The organism is Pseudomonas inefficax (genome assembly GCF_032164165.1).
GTDB classification, from domain to species: domain Bacteria; phylum Pseudomonadota; class Gammaproteobacteria; order Pseudomonadales; family Pseudomonadaceae; genus Aquipseudomonas; species Aquipseudomonas inefficax.
The window spans coordinates 3185802-3204278 of sequence record NZ_CP134401.1 but is presented as its reverse complement, the minus strand read 5'-3'; the positions used below and the strand labels follow the sequence as shown (position 1 = coordinate 3204278).

The 18477-nt window shown below is 63.5% G+C and carries 13 protein-coding genes; 2 read left to right on the top strand and 11 right to left on the bottom strand.

The window, feature by feature from the left end:
- Window position 1: 1 nt before the first annotated feature.
- From selB to RIN61_RS14305, 8 genes are all read right to left on the bottom strand, one after another.
- On the bottom strand, window positions 2–1924 hold the full coding sequence (selB, locus tag RIN61_RS14340; RefSeq protein ID WP_313852489.1) for a selenocysteine-specific translation elongation factor: 1923 nt from the start codon (window positions 1922–1924) through the stop codon (window positions 2–4).
- Window positions 1921–3348, bottom strand: coding sequence for an L-seryl-tRNA(Sec) selenium transferase (gene selA / locus RIN61_RS14335; RefSeq protein ID WP_112254076.1), 1428 nt, complete (start codon window positions 3346–3348; stop codon window positions 1921–1923). Before selA ends, selB begins: the two co-directional genes overlap by 4 nt.
- Before the next feature lie 160 nt (window positions 3349–3508).
- Entirely contained in the window at window positions 3509–4429 is a 921-nt protein-coding gene (fdhE, locus tag RIN61_RS14330) for a formate dehydrogenase accessory protein FdhE (protein WP_112254075.1), read from the bottom strand.
- Between the two features lie 4 nt (window positions 4430–4433).
- On the bottom strand, window positions 4434–5090 hold the full coding sequence (locus RIN61_RS14325; RefSeq protein WP_112254074.1) for a formate dehydrogenase subunit gamma: 657 nt from the start codon (window positions 5088–5090) through the stop codon (window positions 4434–4436).
- A complete protein-coding gene (gene fdxH / locus RIN61_RS14320) occupies window positions 5087–6037 on the bottom strand; it encodes a formate dehydrogenase subunit beta (protein ID WP_112254073.1) in 951 nt (316 codons plus the stop codon). The genes RIN61_RS14325 and fdxH overlap by 4 nt, the downstream gene beginning before the upstream one ends.
- Window positions 6037–9105, bottom strand: a complete 3069-nt coding sequence (gene fdnG / locus RIN61_RS14315) for a formate dehydrogenase-N subunit alpha (protein ID WP_207879399.1) — start codon at window positions 9103–9105, stop codon at window positions 6037–6039. The genes fdxH and fdnG overlap by 1 nt, the downstream gene beginning before the upstream one ends.
- Window positions 9106–9315: 210 nt before the next feature.
- Window positions 9316–10077, bottom strand: coding sequence for an SDR family NAD(P)-dependent oxidoreductase (locus tag RIN61_RS14310; protein WP_112254071.1), 762 nt, complete (start codon window positions 10075–10077; stop codon window positions 9316–9318).
- 22 nt (window positions 10078–10099) lie between these two features.
- On the bottom strand, window positions 10100–10885 hold the full coding sequence (locus RIN61_RS14305) for a sulfite exporter TauE/SafE family protein (protein WP_313852481.1): 786 nt from the start codon (window positions 10883–10885) through the stop codon (window positions 10100–10102).
- A gap of 315 nt (window positions 10886–11200) precedes the next feature.
- Here RIN61_RS14305 and RIN61_RS14300 point away from each other — a divergent pair, with 315 nt between their 5' ends.
- Window positions 11201–12595 carry an aminotransferase-like domain-containing protein gene (locus RIN61_RS14300; protein ID WP_207879401.1) on the top strand — a complete coding sequence of 465 codons (1395 nt, stop codon included), beginning with the start codon at window positions 11201–11203 and terminating at the stop codon, window positions 12593–12595.
- A gap of 323 nt (window positions 12596–12918) precedes the next feature.
- Here the strand turns inward: RIN61_RS14300 and RIN61_RS14295 are convergent, their stop codons facing one another.
- Window positions 12919–13464 carry a single-stranded DNA-binding protein gene (locus RIN61_RS14295; RefSeq protein ID WP_003255446.1) on the bottom strand — a complete coding sequence of 182 codons (546 nt, stop codon included), beginning with the start codon at window positions 13462–13464 and terminating at the stop codon, window positions 12919–12921.
- A gap of 9 nt (window positions 13465–13473) precedes the next feature.
- Window positions 13474–14868: an MFS transporter gene (locus tag RIN61_RS14290; RefSeq protein WP_112254067.1), complete on the bottom strand. Its 1395-nt coding sequence runs from the start codon at window positions 14866–14868 to the stop codon at window positions 13474–13476.
- Between the two features lie 129 nt (window positions 14869–14997).
- Between RIN61_RS14290 and uvrA the strand changes: the two genes are divergently transcribed.
- Entirely contained in the window at window positions 14998–17832 is a 2835-nt protein-coding gene (gene uvrA / locus RIN61_RS14285; protein ID WP_313852474.1) for an excinuclease ABC subunit UvrA, read from the top strand.
- 135 nt (window positions 17833–17967) lie between these two features.
- Here the strand turns inward: uvrA and bfr are convergent, their stop codons facing one another.
- A complete protein-coding gene (gene bfr, locus RIN61_RS14280) occupies window positions 17968–18432 on the bottom strand; it encodes a bacterioferritin (protein ID WP_003257116.1) in 465 nt (154 codons plus the stop codon).
- Between the last annotated feature and the right edge of the window lie 45 nt (window positions 18433–18477).

Here is an 18477-nt window from a genome sequence, read left to right as displayed (position 1 = left end):
CTCAGTGCCTGGCCTGCTGCTGGGCCAGGGCGCTGTCGGCGCGAATGTGACGCTGGTCGGCTACCCTCCGGGTCAGGCCGATGCGGTCGAAGTATTCCAGAATCTGCACACTGCGCTTGCGACCGATGCCCAACATATCGCGAAACGCAGCAACCTGCACTATCGGCGTTTCACTGGCCTGCCCGAGCAGCAGCTCTGCCATGCGCTGTAGCGTCGCCTCGGGGTAGAACAGATCGCGCACCACCTGGTGCACCATGCCCAACCGGGCCAGCTTGCGCAGCAACAGGCGCACATCGGCCTCGGCACAATTTTCCTCACTCGCCAGCGTCCTGACCCAGGGCGGATCGTATTGCCCCGCCAGCAACTTCGGTTGCAGGCTCGCCCATAACGCACTGTCGGCTTCGCTCAACTGCACCTTGTGATCGGGCAGGTGCAGCCAAGGCCCGCTGCTGGCAATTGCGCCGTCCCCGAGTAACTCATCCAGCAGGCTGACAAAAGCGGGCCGCTCCAGCGGCAAGGCAGCAAAGCGGCGCAGGCGATCGCGGTCCGGGCCGAGCTGGTCGGGCTCCTGTTCATGGAACCGCGCCAGCTGCTCCAACACCTGACGCTTGAGCGCCTGCCACCGGGCGCTGGCAAACAACAGTTGGCCCTGCCGCGTGGCCACCACCAGTACATGTTCCGGCAACTGCCAGGTTTCGCGCAGGCGATTGAATTGCCGCTCCAGGCGCTGCGGGTCGATACCCCCTGGTGCGCTGGCGAGCAGTGCAGGCAGGGCCTGCTCAAGGTCCTCGGCATCACGCAGCACCTGCAATTGGTGCAGGCGCTCATCACTGCGACGCTGACGGCTTGGCGCGAACGGGTCGAGCATCTTGCCACCACCCAAAGTGCGCTGGGCACGCTGGTCGCGCAGCACCAGGCGATCGCCGTGTACCGCCTGCAGCGGCGCGTTGAGCAGCAACTGGGCGAACATGCGCTGGCCCGCAGCCAGGGTTTCACCCTCGAGCAAGGCCACCCGCGCGGTTACGTCCTGGGTGCCGAGGTGCACGTGCACAGCGCTGAAATGTTCGAAGGTACGGGTCTCGCCAGGCAACAGGTTCAGCTCGATATCCACCCGCACACTGGGGGCGTGCAGCCACTCGGGCACCAGCCAGTCACCTCGGCGCACCTGCTCCACCGCCAGCCGTTCGGCAGCGATGTTCAGTGCCACCCGCTGGCCCGCCTCGGCCACCAGCGCGGCCTGGTTCTGCGCATGCAGGCCACGCACCCGCACCGGTTTGCCGGCCTTGCCCAGCAACAAGGTGTCGCCGGCACTGACCCGCCCAGCCAGCGCCGTGCCCGTGACCACCACACCCGCACCGGTAACGGCGAAGGCGCGGTCGACGGCCAAACGGAAACCGCCGCGCACGCTGCGCTGGCGCACGCGCTGTTGCGCGGCCAGCACGGCCTGGCGCAGGGCATCGATACCTTCGCCGGTCACACTCGACAACGGAAACTGCCGCGCTCCGGCATATGGGCCCGGCGCCAGTAGTTCGCTGACTTGTGCCTGCACTTCGGCCAGGCGGGCAGGCTCTACCCGGTCGCATTTGCTGATCGCCACAAGAGCCTGTGGGATGCCCAGCAGCTCGATGATCGCCAGGTGCTCGCGGGTTTGCGGCATCACTCCGTCGTCGGCCGCCACCACCAATAGCACCAGGTCGATGCCGTGGGCGCCCGCCAGCATGTTGTGGATAAAGCGCTCATGGCCCGGTACGTCGATGAAACCAGTCAGCGCTGCCCCCTCGGTCAGCGCCGCATAGCGGTAGCCGAGGTCGATGGTCATGCCACGGGCGCGCTCCTCCTGGCGATGGTCACCGGCCTGGCCGGTCAGGGCCTGGAGCAGTGCGGTCTTGCCATGGTCGATGTGGCCGGCGGTACCAACGATCACTGTACCGGCCCCAGTTGCAGGGCGGGCAACTGCGCCAGCCACTGGGCCTCATCATCCAGCTGGCGCAGGTCCAGCCACAAGGCGTCGTCGGCGATGCGGCCGAGCACCGGCACCGGCAAGTCACGCAAGGCCCGCTCCAGCACATGCAGGCTGCGCCCGCGCAGTTTCTTCGACACCTGCGGGCGCAGGCACAACGCTGCACTCGGCAGGCGAGCCACCGGTTGGCTGCCGCTGCCGATCATGCCCAGCGCTGGCTCCACGCTGAGCGCCCATTGCTCCCCGAGGCGGGCCTTGAGTTCTGGCGCCAGGCGCTCGGCCTGGGCCTGGATTTCGGCTTGGCTGCGGGTCAGCAGGCGCAGGCTGGGCAGGCGCTCGGCCAGGCGGTCGGGGTTGCGGTACAGCGCCAGCACCGCTTCGAGTGCGGCAAGGGTGATCTTGTCGACCCGCAGCGCGCGCTTGAGCGGGTTCTTCTTGATCCTGGCGATCAGCTCCTTGCGCCCGACGATGATCCCGGCTTGCGGCCCACCGAGTAGTTTGTCGCCGCTGAAGGTGACGATATCGGCGCCGTCAGCCAGGGCCTGGCGCACGGTCGGCTCGGCGGGCAGGCCCCAGCGAGTAAGGTCGAGCAGGCTGCCACTGCCCAGGTCTTCAAGCAGCGGCAAGTCCTGTTGGTGGGCGATGCGCGCCAGCTCGGCGGTGGGCACCTGGGTAGTGAAGCCCTGGATGCTGTAGTTGCTGCAATGCACTCGCATCAGCAGGCCGGTACGTGGGTTGATGGCAGCCTCGTAGTCGCGGGCATGGGTGCGGTTGGTGGTGCCGACTTCGTGCAGCTTCACGCCGGCGCGGGCCATGATGTCGGGAATGCGGAAGGCACCGCCGATCTCGATCAGTTCACCGCGCGAGATGATGCCTTCCTTGCGCGCGCCCAGGCTGTTGAGCGCCAGCAGCACGGCGGCGGCGTTGTTGTTGACCACGGTGACGGCTTCGGCGCCGGTCAGCTCGCGGATCAGGCCTTCGATCAGGTCGTCACGGTCGCCACGCTTGCCGGTGGCCAGGTCGAATTCCAGGTTGAGCGGGTAGCGGGCGGCGGTCTGCATGGCCTCGATGGCCTCTTCTGGCAACAGGGCGCGGCCGAGGTTGGTGTGCAGCACGGTGCCGGTGAGGTTGAACACACGGCGGACCTGGCTGCGTTGCTGGGTGGCCAGGCGCTCGCCGGTGCGGCCCAGCAGCACTTCTGCGGCCAGTTCGGCGGCACTGAGCTGGCCGTTGCGGACGGGGTCGCGCAGGTCGTCGAGCAGTTGGCGCAGGGTGGCCAGGACTGCGTCACGGCCGTGGCGGTCGATCAGCGGAAGACAGGCTGGGTGGCGCAAAAGGGTGTCGATGGAGGGCAGGCGTGGGGTGTCGCTGGCTAGATTGGAGGACATGCGGTACTACCTTGGACTATTCCGTTGTCTGTACTGGCCTCTTCGCGGGTAAACCCGCTCCTACAGGGGCCGCGCAAGCCTAAAAAGCTGCGAGGGCCCTGTGGGAGCGGGTTTACCCGCGAAGAAGGCGACTCGGTCTTACAGTGTAGACACTCAGCCACTATCCGGGTGCGAGCATCAGGTTCGGTGCCAGGCGATGAAAGCCCTCCTCGTCCAGGCGAATGTCCAGCGCCAGGCTGGCCAGGTCGTCGGCCAGCGGTTCGGCCGCCGCATCGTTTTCCAGGTAGTTCTGTTTCAGGTAGCTGTCGCACCCCGGGCAACACTCGGCGCGCAGCGGCGCCTTGCCCGGCGCATGGCGGTCATCGTCGAGGCTGGTGTAGCGCAGGTCCTTGCTCGACTCGCAGTACACGCACTTGACCCGCACCACATGCCACTCGCAGGCACACAGTGAACAGGCCAGGTAGCGCAGGCCATTGTGCTTGCCACGGTTGCGCACCACCCCGGCCATCGCCGGCGAACCGCAGGCCGGGCACTGGGCAAGGCTGCCAGCAGGCTTGAGTTCGGGCGCGGGCAATGCCAACAGCCAGCTGGACCACGCCGCCTGCAAGGCCGCGCCAATGAACGGGACCAGCGCTGCGGGTACCGCGTCGTACTGGCCGCCGAGCAAGGCGATGCCCCAGCCCTTGCGCTGCTCGCCATCACTGCCGCGCAGCACCTGCAACGTATCACCCAGCGGACCGCCGGTTTCACCCTCAAAGCGTTCGAGCAAGGCCTGCAACCAGACCAGCCACGGCCCTTCACGCACCAGACTGTCCGCGGCCAACGGCGGCAAGCCATGACTTATGCACAGGCGCTGACGCTCCTCGGCCACCGGCATGCCAGCGGGCGGGTTATCCACAAGCTGCTGCTGGATACGGCACAAACGAGCCACCAGCTTCAGGTATTGGCCAAGGGCATTGCCCTCGGCCAGCTGCTCCAGGCGCGCGGCGCGCAGTTCGAACAGGTTGGCGGGGGGCAGGTGCAGAAACGGCGGCATCACCGCCGACGCTTCGATCTGCCCGGGTTCGAGTATCGTGCTCAAGCGCTCATCCTTCTTTTCGTCCGTGATTGCCCGGCGTCTTGTCACCGGTCACTTCCCGGTACCACAACTCATGGTGCTTGCGCGCCCAGGCGCGGCTGACCCAGCCATGCAGCATGGCGCCGATCGAGCCCTTGATCCAGATGCCGGCGTAGATGTGCACGATGATGCTGAGGATCAGCACGAACGCCGCCAGGGCGTGAAGCAAAGTGGCGAGGCGAATGGCGCCGATGTCGAAGTAATGACTGAACCAGGCACGCCAGATCACCACGCCGCTGATCAACAGCACCAGCATGCACAGCAACAAGGTCCAGAACAGCAGCTTCTGACCGGCGTTGTACTTGCCGATCGGTGGCACGCCGTCCTCCCTGTTCAGCATGACCCGATCGATACGCCGCAGCCATAGCCGATCATTGGCAGTGATGAAGTTCGCGCGCCAGAACCGCAACACCAGGCCGAGGAAGAACACGAACATCGCCACACCCAGGAACGGATGCAGAATACGCGTCCACGGCCCACCGCCGAACAGGTGGCTGAGCCAGAACAGCGCCGGATGGAACAGCGCCAGCCCCGACAGGCCAGCCAGGATGAACAGGATCGCGACGACCCAGTGGTTGCTGCGCTCGTTGGCGTTGTAGCGCAGGATGGGTTTGTTGTCGTTCATGGTCGCTGCTCCCCTTGCCCACCGGGCTTGGTCGGATCATAGACATGGACCGACGGGTCCACCTGTTGCACGCTTTCATCCGCAGGTGTCGGGTGTTCGTCCTCCTCCACCCGCTGTGGCCCGACCCGCACATAGTGGAAGAACCCGGCCAGCACCGCCGCGCCCATGGCCAGCAGCGCCAGCGGCTTGGTGATGCCCTTCCACAGCCCGACCAGCGGGCTGATCACCGGCTGATCCGGCAGGCCGGCATACAGCTTCGGCGTGTCGGCATGGTGCAGCACATACATCACGTGGGTGCCACCGACGCCATCCGGGTCGTACAGCCCGGCATTGTCGTAGCCTCGCGACTTGAGATCGACGATGCGCTCGGCAGCATGCACCTTCATTTCGTCCTTGGTGCCGAACACGATTGCGCCGGTCGGGCAGGTTTTCACGCAGGCCGGCTCCAGGCCCACGGTCACGCGGTCGGAACACAGGGTGCACTTGTATGCCTTGTGGTCCTTCTGCGAGATGCGCGGGATGTTGAACGGGCAACCGGTGATGCAGTAACCGCAACCGATGCAGTGGTCCTGGTTGAAGTCGACGATGCCGTTGGCGTGCTTGATGATCGCCCCCGGGCTCGGGCAGGCCTTCAGGCAACCTGGCTCGGCGCAGTGCATGCAGCCGTCCTTGCGAATCAGCCACTCCAGGTTGCCGTCGTCGCGCTCGTGCTCAGTGAAGCGCATCAGGGTCCAGGTCTCGGCAGTGAGGTCCTGGGGGTTGTCGTAAGTGCCGTGGTTGTGGCCGACCTCGTCACGCAGTTCGTTCCACTCCGAACACGCCACCTGGCAGGCCTTGCAGCCGATGCACTTGGTGGTGTCGATCAGCTTGGCGACTTCCTGCTGCTGGCGTACCGAAGGCGGTACGGTGGTGGTGGCCGAGCGGGCGATGATGTCTTGGCTGGCCATCAGAGTTTCTCCACTTTGACGAGGAACGACTTGGACTCTGGCGTCTGGGTATTGCCGTCACCCAGGAAAGGCACCAGGGTGTTGGTCAGGTAGCCATGCCGCGTAGTCCCGGTGAAGCCCCAGTGCAGCGGGATGCCGATCTGGTGCACGGTCTGGTTGTTGACCTTGAGCGGGCGAATCCGCTTGGTCACCACCGCCACCGCATCGATATGCCCGCGTTTGCTCGACACACGCACCCGGTCACCGGCCTTGATACCTTTCTCGTTGGCCAGGACCTCGCCGATTTCGACGAACTGCTCCGGCTGGGCGATAGCGTTGAGCCGGCAATGCTTGCTCCAGAAGTGGAAGTGCTCGGTCAGCCGGTAGGTGGTCGCCGCGTAAGGGAACTCGTCGTGCTTGCCGAGGGTGTCCCACACCGAGTCGAAAATCCGTCCGGCCGGGTTGCTGGTAGCCTTCTTGTTCTGCGGATGCAGCGGGTTGATGCCAATCGGCGTCTCGAACGGCTCGTAGTGCTCGGGGAACGGGCCTTCGGCCATCTTGTCGATGGCGAAGAACCGCGCCACGCCTTCAGGGTTCATGATGAACGGGTTCATCCCCGCCTCAGGTGGCGAGTCGACCTTGAAGTCGGGCACATCGGTGCCGGTCCAGGCCTTGCCATTCCACCATACCAGGCGCTTCTTCTCCGGGTCCCACGGCTTGCCTTGCGGGTCGCTGGATGCACGGTTGTAAAGGATGCGGCGGTTGGCAGGCCAGGCCCAGGCCCAGTTCTGCACCTGGTGCATGCCGTACGGGTCGCTGTTGTCACGGCGAGCCATCTGGTTGCCCTGCTCGGTCCAGCTGCCGGCGAAGATCCAGCAGCCGGACGCGGTGCTGCCGTCGTCCTTGAGCTGGCCGAAGCCCGCGAGTTGCTGGCCAGCCTTGAGCACTGCGCCAGTCGGGTCGGTGACGTCGGTCACCGCCCAGCCGTTCATTTCCTTGGCAAGCTCCTCCGGGGATGGCTCTTCAGGGACCTTGTATGGCCAGTTGATGTTCATCAGCGCATCTGGGTAGGCGCCGCCCTCGGCCTGGTAGCGTTGGCGCAAGCGCAGGAACAGCTCGCTCATGATGTGAACGTCGGTGCGGGTCTCGCCCGGACCGTCGGCACCTTTCCAGTGCCACTGCAGCCAGCGGCTGCTGTTGACCAGCGAGCCGTCTTCTTCAGCGAAGCAGGTGGTGGGCAGGCGGATCACTTCGGTCTGGATATTGGCCGTATCGACATCGTTGAACGGCCCGGCGTTGCGCCAGAACTCCGAGGTCTCGGTGGCCAGCGGGTCCATGATCACCAGCCACTTGAGCTTGGCCAGCGCCGCGGTGACGCGGTTCTTGTCCGGCAACGCGGCAATCGGGTTGAAGCCTTGGCACATGTAGCCGTTGACCTTGCCCTGGCCCATCATCTCGAACATGCGCAGCACGTCGTAGGCCGGCACATCGAGCTTGGGCAGCCAGTCGTAGCCCCAGTTGTTCTCCGCCGTGGCATTGGCGCCGTACCAGGCTTTCATCAGGCTGACATGGAACTTGCCGTAGTTCTGCCAGTACGACAGTTGCCCAGGGCGCAGCGGCTTGGAGGCGCGCTTGTCGATGTACGCGGCGTAGTCCTGCTCGGCATCGCCGGCCAGGGTCAGGTAACCCGGCAGCGAGTTGGACAGCAGGCCGAGGTCGGTCAGGCCCTGGATGTTGGAGTGACCACGTAAGGCGTTGACCCCGCCACCCGGCATGCCGACGTTGCCCAGCAGCAACTGGACCATGGCCGCACTGCGGATGATCTGTGCGCCGATCGAGTGCTGGGTCCAGCCAAGCGCGTAGAGGATCGTCATGGTCTTGCCCGGAATCGAGCAGGTGGCGATCTCTTCCCAGATCTTCAGCATGGCGTCTTGCGGCATGCCACAGGTCATGCTGGCCAGTTCCGGGGTATAGCGGCTGTAGTGCTGCTTCATCAGCTGGAACACGCAGCGCGGGTGCTGCAGGGTCGGGTCGACCTTGGCAAAACCGTCCTCACCCAGCTCGTACCCCCAGCCGGACTTGTCGGCATACACGCGCTTGGCCTCGTCGTAACCGCTGAACAGGCCATCCTCGAAGCCATAGTTCTCTTTGACGATGAACGACACGTCGGTGTAGTTGCGCACGTACTCGTGCTGGATCTTGTCGTTGCTCAGCAGGTAATTGATCAGCCCGCCCATGAAGGCGATGTCGGTACCGGTACGGATCGGTGCGTAGTAGTCCGCCACCGAAGCGGTACGGGTAAACCGTGGGTCGACCACGATCAGCCGCGCCTTGTTGTGCGCCTTGGCCTCGGTCACCCACTTGAAGCCGCAAGGATGCGCTTCTGCTGCGTTGCCACCCATCACCAGGACCAGATTCGCGTTGGCGATATCGGACCAGTGGTTGGTCATGGCGCCACGGCCGTACGTCGGGGCAAGACTTGCCACCGTCGGGCCATGTCAGACACGAGCCTGGTTATCGAACCCCAGCATGCCTGTTGCGCGGACGACCTTGTGGGTCAGGTAACCAGCCTCGCTGGAAGCGGCGGAGGCAGCGAGAAAACCGGTGGTGAGCCAGCGGTTGACCGTTTGCCCCTGGGCGTTCTTTTCGATGAAGTTGGCGTCGCGGTCCTGCTTCATCAGGTCGGCGACGCGATCGAGCGCCTCGTCCCAGCTGACCCGCACCCACTCCTTGCTGCCCGGCTTGCGTACCTCGGGGTACTGCAGGCGGCTCGGGCTGTGGATGAAATCCAGCAGGCCGGCGCCTTTAGGGCAGAGGGTGCCGCGGTTGACCGGGTGGTCGGCGTCACCTTCGATATGGATGATGTTCTGTTTGACGTTCTTGCCCGCATCGCCCTGGCTGTACATGATCAGGCCGCAGCCGACCGAGCAGTAGGGGCAGGTGTTACGGGTTTCCTTGGTATGCGCCAGCTTGAAGTGACGCACCTGCTCGGCGAATGCTGGTGTCGGGGCCATGCCCAACGCCGCAAGGCTCGAGCCTCCAAGGCCGACGGCGGCGACCTTGAAGAACTGCCGACGGTTCAGGTCCATCGTGCACTCCTGATCAGATGGTGGACGCACGGAACATGGCCGGCGCCTCTTGGTAGTCACGGTGGCGGCCGGTTGATGGCCGCCAACAGGTAAGACTAGCCAAGAATCAGGAAGGTGCGATGACATGGGTCAGCTGAGGGCGCTGTGTTGCCTGATTCGCGGGTGAACCCGCGAACACCGGCAACGCCGGTGCCATCCACCACCGGCCGATCAGCAGCGCGGCAGGTTGCGCACCACGTTCAGCGCTGCACTGCTCTGGGCCACCGGCATGATTTCGATGGTATTGATGTTCACATGTGCCGGCTGTTCGGCAATCCAGGCCACCGTGGCCGCAATGTCCTCGGGCAGGATGGCTTGCACGTCCCGGTACAGGGCCTGCACGGCATCCAGATCACCGTTCAGGCGCACCACCGAGAAATCGGTGCCCGAGCACAGCCCCGGCTCGATATTGCTCACCCGCACGCGAGTGCCTGCCAGGTCGGCGCGCAGGTTGAGGCTGAACTGGCGGACAAAGGCCTTGCTGGCGCCATACACATTACCGCCCGGGTAGGGGTAGGTGCCGGCGATCGAGCCGATGTTGATGATCATGCCGCTGTCGGCTTCCACCATCTGCGGCAGGACCTTGTGGGTGACCATGGCCAGGCCGGTAATGTTGGTGTCGATCATCCGCTGCCAGTTTTCTGCGCTGCTGGCCTGGGCACGGTCTACGCCCAGCGCCAGCCCGGCGTTGTTGACCAGCAGGTCGATCTGCAGCGAAGCATCGCGGATTTGCCCGACTGCCGCCTCGAGCGACGCCGGGTCGGTCACATCGAGTGTCAGCGGAATGAAGTTGACGCCCAGTTCGGCTTCCAGCGCCTGCAACTTGTCCATGCGCCGGGCGCCACCGATCACGCGGTAGCCTTTGCCGATCAGGGTACGGCAGATGGCGCGGCCAAAGCCCGAGGAGGCGCCGGTTACGAATGCGGTTTTCATCAGTTTTCTCCTATGGATGGGGTCAGGCCAGGTACTTCACGCCCAGGCTGGTGAACAGGCAGAGCATCGAGAACACCAGCACCTTGCGTACCACTTCGTTGCCCTTGCGCAGGGCCAGGGCGCTGCCCAAGTGGTTGCCGAGGATGTTGCAGGCCACCAGCGGCAACGCCAGCAGGTAGACGACCTTGCCGGCCATGATGAAGGCCACCAGGGCGCCGATGTTGGATGCGAAGTTGAAGGTCTTGGAGTTGGCCGAGCTGGAGACCAGGTCCATGCGCAGCAGGTAATGGAAGGCGATGATGAACATGCTGCCGGTACCAGGGCCGAAGAAGCCGTCATAGAAGCCGATGGCCAGGCAGGTCAGCGGGACCACGGTGAACAGCATCCGCGATGACAGTTCGCGCTCCTCGACCGGGCGATCCTTGGGCGTGAGGAAGATGAGGATGCCCAGCGGGATCAGCGCCAGGATGATCTTGCCCACGGTTTCCTGGGAGATCGACACGATCAGGTGTGCGCCCAGGTAGGCACCGAGCAGCGAAAACGGCACGCCGACCAGCGCCACCTGCCAGACCATCTTGCTGTTGGCCAGGAAGTTGCGGATGGCCGCCAGGGTGCCAAGGGTACTGACCAGTTTTTCCTGGCCGAGCGCCATTTGCGGCGGCATGCCGACCAGCAGGAAGCCCGGCACCAGGAACAGCCCACCGCCCCCGGCGATGCTATCGACGAAGCCGGCGGCGAAGGCGATCGCGCCCAACATGAAAAGTGCCAGCAACCAGTGCTCCGCCCAGAAAGCGCCTAACAGCTCCATAACGGTATTTCCCTTACCTTGGCGATTGAATCGATTCAATGATTGTATTTATAGAAATAACATCGATTCAATTGGTTTTTTGCGCGATCACGCAGCCCATTTCAAGTAAAGTCTCAACTTATTGAATCTAATGAATTTTCTGATAATTGTTTGACCGGGCGCTTCGAGATCAAGCGGTACAGATTGCGGAGCAGTACACCTACCTGGGGAACGTGGCCGATGTAATCAAGGTAATTTATGCGCAGCGGCTGAGAATTACACCCCTCAGTCCTTTCATGCTAGGCTTCGGCGTTCTCGCAGATTCTGGTGCTTTCCATGTGGGTTCCTCACTACAGCGACCTGGCGCAGCCGGTCTACCTGATGATCGCCGATGCCTTGGAGCAAGACATTGGCAGCGGCCGGCTGGTGGCTGGCGAACGTTTGCCGACGCTCAAGGACTTGGCCGAATCCCTTGATGTGACCCCTGGCACCATTGGGCGAGCCTATGACGAAGCCGCCAAGCGCGGCTTGGTAGTGGGCGAAGTGGGCCGCGGTACCTTCGTACTGCCGCAACCACACTTGCAAAACCGTGCCCCGGTCATCCAGGCAAAACCCGTGGTTTCCGAGCACGCGAGCGACCAGATTGACCTGTCGATCATCAAGCCCAACGATGCCCACATGACCGACTGGCTGCGCGAAGCCATAATCGAGCTGGCTGCGTCGTCCGACCTGGCGCAGGTACTCGACTACGTCACCGATGGCGGCCATGCGACCCACAAGCAGGCCGGTGCCACCTGGATCCAGCGCTGGCTGCCCGAGGCGCGTTGGCAGCAGGTGGTGCTGACTTCCGGGGCCCAGCACGGCCTGCTGGTGGCCATCAGCAGCCTGTCGAAGAGCGACGATGTGGTGCTGTGCGAGTCGTTCTGCTACCCGGGCATCATCTCCCTGGCGCACAGCATGGGCCGCCGACTGCGCGGCGTGGCCATGGACGAGCACGGCCTGATTCCCGAGGCATTGCGCGCGGCGTGCCTGGAGCACCGCCCTTCCCTGCTGGTGTGCGTCACCACCCACCAGAACCCGACCAATTCGATCATGCCCCACGCACGGCGCCAGGCTATCGCCGAGATCGCCCGAGAGTTCGACTTGTTCATCGTCGATGACGATATCTACGGCTTTCTCGAGCCCGCACCGGATTACCAGCCACTGGCCGCTTATGCGCCCGAGCGCTCGGTGTACCTCACCAGTCTGTCCAAAAGTGTGCTGCCGGCGCTGCGCATCGGCTATCTGTACGCCCCACCGCAAACCCTCTCGCGGCTGTCGTCGATGGTACGCAGCAGTGTCTGGATGCCGTCACCGTTGATGGCGCAGCTGGCCAGTAACCTGATCAACAGTGGCATGGCCGACCAGCTTGTGCGGGAACAACAGGAGGAGGCGGCCGCGCGCCAGCAAATGGCCCGGGAGATTCTTGGCAAGTACAAGATCCGCAGCCAGCCGAACAGCTTCCACATCTGGCTGGAATTGCCGGAGCCGTGGACCAGCGACGAGTTCGCCAACCTGGCACGCAACAACGGCGTCACGGTAGTCAGTGGCAGCCAGTTCCTGCCAGAACGCAGCCACGCCACCTGCGGCGTGCGCATCGCCTTGATGGCGCCCAAGCGCGAGGAACTGGGGTTTGCCTTGACCAAGTTGGCCAGCTTGCTTGATTCCCCGGAGCCGCGGTTGTTCTATTGAAGCGTTGGCTGATTGGACCCGCCCTCACAGGATTGCGCCATAGCAGAAACCCACGCAGCGCTGTGGGAGCGGGCACGCCCGCGAACACCGGCGTAGCCGGTGCCATCCATCGCGTCGCCTGCTTCGCGGGCTTGCCCGCTCCCACAGGGCACGTCCCATGAAAAAGCTTCATCACCAAATGCTGAAATTAGCAACCGGTGATGTACTCGCCGGGAGATGAGCACCTGGCAGCCCTCACCTCCTCTTCTGCATTCCCCACAAATGAAAAAACCCAGGGCAACTGCCCTGGGTTTCTGGTCCTGCTAGACGCTCAAACGCTCTGATCAGAACGGAATATCGTCATCGAAGCTGTCGAAGTCAGCCGCCGGCTGCGGGGCTGGCTGCTGCGGTGCCGGGCGCTGAGGAGCCTGCTGCGGGCGCTGGGCCTGCTGGCGTGGCGGAGCCTGGTTGTACTGTTGCTGCTGGCCGCCACCGTAGTTGCCGCCACCCTGGTTGTATGGGTCACCGCCCTGCTGCTGGCCCTGCGGACGACCGCCGAGCAGCTGCATGGTGCCATTGATGTCGACGATGATTTCGGTGGTGTAGCGCTTGATACCGTCTTTTTCCCACTCGCGGGTCTGCAGCTTGCCTTCGATGTAGCACTGCGAACCCTTGCGCAGGTATTCGCCGGCAATTTCGGCAACCTTGCCGAACAGCGACACACGGTGCCACTCGGTACGCTCGACCTTCTGGCCCGATTGCTTGTCGGTCCACTGCTCGCTGGTGGCCAGGCTCAGATTGGTCACGGCGTTACCGTTGGGCAGGTAGCGGACTTCGGGATCCTGGCCACAAGTGCCGACCAGAATGACTTTGTTAACCCCACGGGCCATAACGTTCTCCTAGGCTTCGCACGCCGAAGAGGCCGGGTTCACCAGGCGCTCGAGGGTCGTACGGTCCAAAATTTTCGTATCCAGTTTGATATAGATGGCAGCTTCTTCCGCCACCACGACGGCGTCGGTCACACCCGGCACGGCCATCAGGCGCTCGATCAGGCCGGCTTCCCGGACCGCCTCTGGCGTCAGCGGCATGCGCAGGCTGGTCACATAGGGCGGCTCGTTCATGCGCAAGGCGACGACCAACCAGATGGCACACAGTACCGCACAACCGAGGAACACCATGTTCAGCCCGCCGTGCTGGAACAACCAGCCACCGAGGATTCCTCCCAGGGCAGCGCCGAGGAACTGGCTGGTGGAGTAGACCCCCATTGCCGTCCCCTTGCCACCTGCAGGCGACACCTTGCTCACCAGCGAAGGCAGCGATGCCTCCAGCAGGTTGAATGCAGTAAAGAATACCACGGTGCCGATCACCAGTCCGCGCAAACCGTCAGCCCACTGCCAGAAGAACACCTCCACCAGCAGCAACACACTGACCGCCCCGGCCAGCACGCGTTTCATCTTGCGCTTTTTTTCGCCATAGATGATGAATGGGACCATTGCAAAAAATGAGATGAACAACGCGGTCAGGTACACCCACCAGTGCTGTTCCTTCGGCAGGCCGCCGCGCTCGACGAAGGCCAGTGGCAATGCAACGAAGCTGGCCATGAGGATGGCGTGGAGGATGAAAATACCCACATCCAGGCGCAGAAGGTCCGGATGGCGCAGGGTCGGGCCGATGGCCTGGCGCGCCACACCCGACTCTCGGTGCTGCAGAATGCTGTGGGCATTGGGCACGACAAAGGCGATCAGCAGGATGCCGACCAGGGCAAGTCCTGCCGTGGCGAGGAACAATCCTGACAACCCGAAGGCGCTGGTCAACAATGGGCCGACGACCATGGCGACAGCGAACGACAGGCCGATGCTCATGCCAATCATGGCCATTGCCTTGGTCCGGTGCTGCTCGCGAGTGAGGTCGGACAGCAGCGCCATGACCGCAGCGGAAATCGCCCCGGCGCCCTGCAGGATACGCCCGGCAATCACCCCCCAGATGGAGTCGGCCTGGGCCGCCAATACGCTGCCCAGGGCAAAGATGACCAGCCCCAGATAAATCACCGGCCGGCGGCCGATGCGATCGGAAATCATCCCGAACGGGATCTGCAATACGGCCTGGGTCAGGCCATAGGCGCCAATGGCCAGGCCGATCAGCGCAGGCGTGGCACCGGCCAGGTCCATGCCGTAGGTGGCCAGCACCGGCAAGACCATGAACATGCCCAGCATACGAAAGGCAAAGACCAGGGCCAGGCCGCCAGCGGCGCGGGTTTCGCCGCCACTCATGCGCTCGTTGTGGGTGTCGTGCATGGATTAACCTCGTGTGAACCGGCGGCGATTCTATCAGTCCGACAGCTTGACGGCATCTACGCGACGCTTTGCCGCGTACTGGCAGGGGGCCGTATAATTCTTTGTTTATGCCCGCCAAGCGAGGCCGCAGTGGACAAGATCCTGATTCGTGGGGCACGCACCCACAACCTGAAGAACATCGACCTGACCCTGCCCCGGGACAAGCTGATCGTGATCACCGGCCTGTCCGGTTCCGGCAAGTCGTCCCTGGCGTTCGACACCCTGTACGCCGAAGGCCAGCGTCGCTATGTGGAATCGCTGTCGGCCTACGCCCGGCAGTTCCTGTCGATGATGGAAAAGCCCGACGTCGATACCATCGAAGGCCTGTCGCCAGCCATTTCCATCGAGCAGAAGTCGACCTCGCACAACCCCCGCTCCACGGTCGGCACCATCACCGAAATCTACGACTACCTGCGCCTGCTGTACGCCCGCGTCGGCACCCCACGCTGCCCGGACCACGATATCCCGCTGGAGGCGCAAACGATCAGCCAGATGGTCGACCTGGTACTCGAGCGACCGGAAGGCAGCAAGCTGATGCTGCTGGCGCCAGTGGTTCGCGAGCGCAAGGGCGAGCACCTGGCAGTGTTCGACGAGCTGCGCGCCCAGGGCTTCGTGCGCGCCCGGGTCAATGGCAAGCTCTACGAACTCGATGAACTGCCCAAGCTGGACAAGCAGAAGAAACACAGCATCGATGTGGTGGTGGACCGCTTCAAGGTTCGCGCCGACCTGCAACAGCGCCTGGCCGAATCGTTCGAGACTGCACTCAAACTGGCCGACGGCATCGCCCTGGTGGCGCCGATGGACGACGAACCCGGTGAAGAGACAATCTTCTCCGCGCGCTTCGCCTGCCCGGTCTGTGGCCATGCCATCAGCGAGCTGGAGCCGAAGCTGTTCTCCTTCAACAACCCCGCCGGCGCCTGCCCGACCTGCGACGGCCTGGGAGTGAAGCAGTTCTTCGACACCAAGCGCCTGGTCAATACCGAGCTCACCCTGGCCGAAGGCGCGATCCGCGGCTGGGACCGACGCAACGTGTACTACTTCCAGATGCTCGGTTCACTGGCCGCGCATTACGGCTTCAGCCTCGAGGAACCATTCGGCCAACTGTCGGCCGAGCACCAGAAGGTGATCCTGCAGGGCAGCGGCAAGCAGAGCGTCGACTTCAAGTACCTCAACGACCGAGGCGACATCGTCAAGCGCTCGCACCCGTTCGAAGGCATCGTGCCGAACCTGGAGCGTCGTTACCGCGAGACCGAATCAGCCACCGTGCGCGAAGAACTGGCCAAGTTCCTCGGCACCCAGCCCTGCCCGGATTGCCGCGGCACCCGCCTGCGCCGTGAGGCAAGGCATGTGTGGGTGGGCGAAAAAACGCTGCCGGCAGTGACCAACCTGCCGATCGGTGAAGCCAGCAACTACTTCGGCAAGCTGACCCTGACCGGTCGCCGTGGCGAGATTGCGGCGAAGATCCTCAAGGAAATCTGCGAGCGCCTGCAGTTTCTGGTCAACGTCGGTCTCGACTATCTCACCCTCGACCGCAGCGCCGACACCCTGTCCGGTGGTGAAGCACAACGTATCCGCCTGGCCAGCCAGATCGGCGCCGGCCTGGTAGGGGTGATGTACATCCTCGATGAACCGTCCATCGGCCTTCATCAGCGCGACAACGACCGCCTGCTGGCCACCCTCAACCACCTGCGCGACCTGGGCAATACGGTGATCGTGGTAGAACACGATGAGGACGCCATCCGCTTGGCCGACTACGTGGTGGACATCGGCCCTGGGGCCGGCGTGCACGGCGGGCAGATCGTCGCCGAGGGGTCGCCGCAGGAGGTCATGGACCACCCCGACTCGCTGACCGGCAAGTACCTGTCCGGGCGCAAGAAGATCGTCGTGCCGGCCAAGCGCACGCCGCGCAACAAGAAGCTGCAACTCAAGCTCAAGGGCGCGCGTGGCAACAACCTGCAAAACGTCGATCTGGAAGTCCCGATCGGCCTGCTGACCTGCGTGACCGGGGTGTCCGGCTCGGGCAAGTCGACGCTTATCAACAACACCCTGTTCCCACTGGCCGCCACCGCCCTGAATGGTGCAAGCAGCCTGGAAGCGGCGCCGCATGCCAGCATGGATGGCCTGCAGCACCTGGACAAGGTGGTGGATATCGACCAGAGCCCGATCGGCCGCACCCCTCGCTCGAACCCGGCGACCTACACCGGCATCTTCACGCCGATCCGCGAACTGTTCTCCGGTGTGCCGGAGTCGCGTTCACGCGGCTATGGTCCGGGGCGTTTCTCGTTCAACGTCAAGGGTGGCCGTTGCGAAGCCTGCCAGGGCGATGGCCTGATCAAGGTGGAGATGCACTTCCTGCCGGACATCTACGTGCCGTGCGATGTGTGCAAGAGCAAGCGTTACAACCGCGAAACCCTGGAGATCAAGTACAAGGGCAAGAACATCCACGAGGTGCTGGAGATGACCATCGAGGATGCCCGCGAGTTCTTCGACGCCGTGCCGGCGCTGGCGCGCAAGCTGCAGACGTTGATGGATGTGGGGCTGTCCTACATCAAGCTGGGGCAGTCGGCGACCACCCTGTCGGGCGGTGAGGCACAGCGGGTGAAACTGTCGCGTGAACTGTCCAAACGTGACACCGGCAAGACCTTGTACATCCTCGACGAACCGACCACGGGTCTGCACTTTGCCGATATCCAGCAGTTGCTGGACGTACTGCATCGCCTGCGTGATCACGGCAATACGGTGGTGGTGATCGAGCACAACCTGGATGTGATCAAGACCGCGGACTGGCTGGTGGATCTGGGGCCGGAGGGTGGCTCGAAAGGTGGGCAGATCATTGCCTGCGGTACGCCGGAAGAACTGAGCGAGATGAAGCAGTCCTATACCGGGCATTACCTGAAACCGCTGCTGGAGCGGGATCGGGCTTAACAGTAATGGGGGCTGGTTTGCAGCCCTATCGCGACACAAGGCCGCTCCTACAAGCGATCGCGCAAATCCAAATATTTGCGATCGCCTGTAGGAGCGGCCTTGTGTCGCGATAGGGGCGCAAAGCGCCCCCAACATTTACATCTGCGATTGCAGGTAGTTTTCCAGGCCAATTGCCTTGATCAACCCCTGCTGCTTCTCCAGCCAGTAGGTGTGATCTTCTTCGGTATCAGCCAACTGAGCGCGCAGGATGTCGCGGCTGATGTAGTCCTTGTGCAGCTCGCACAGCTCGATGCCTTTGCACAGCGCGCCGCGTACCTTGTACTCGAGCTTGAGGTCGGCCTCGATCATTTCCGGCACGGTGCTGCCCACTTCCAGGTCGTCCGCGCGCATGTCAGGGGTGCCTTCGAGCATGAGGATGCGACGCATCAGAGCATCGGCATGCTGCGTCTCTTCTTCCATTTCATGGTTGATGCGCTCGTAGAGCTTGGACAGGCCCCAGTCTTCGTACATACGCGAGTGAATGAAGTACTGGTCGCGCGCCGCCAGTTCGCCCTTCAGCAGCGTAACGAGGTAGTTGATTACGTCCGGGTGACCTTGCATCGCCCTGCTTCTCCATGTGAAAACGTCTATGCCACATAGTGTGAA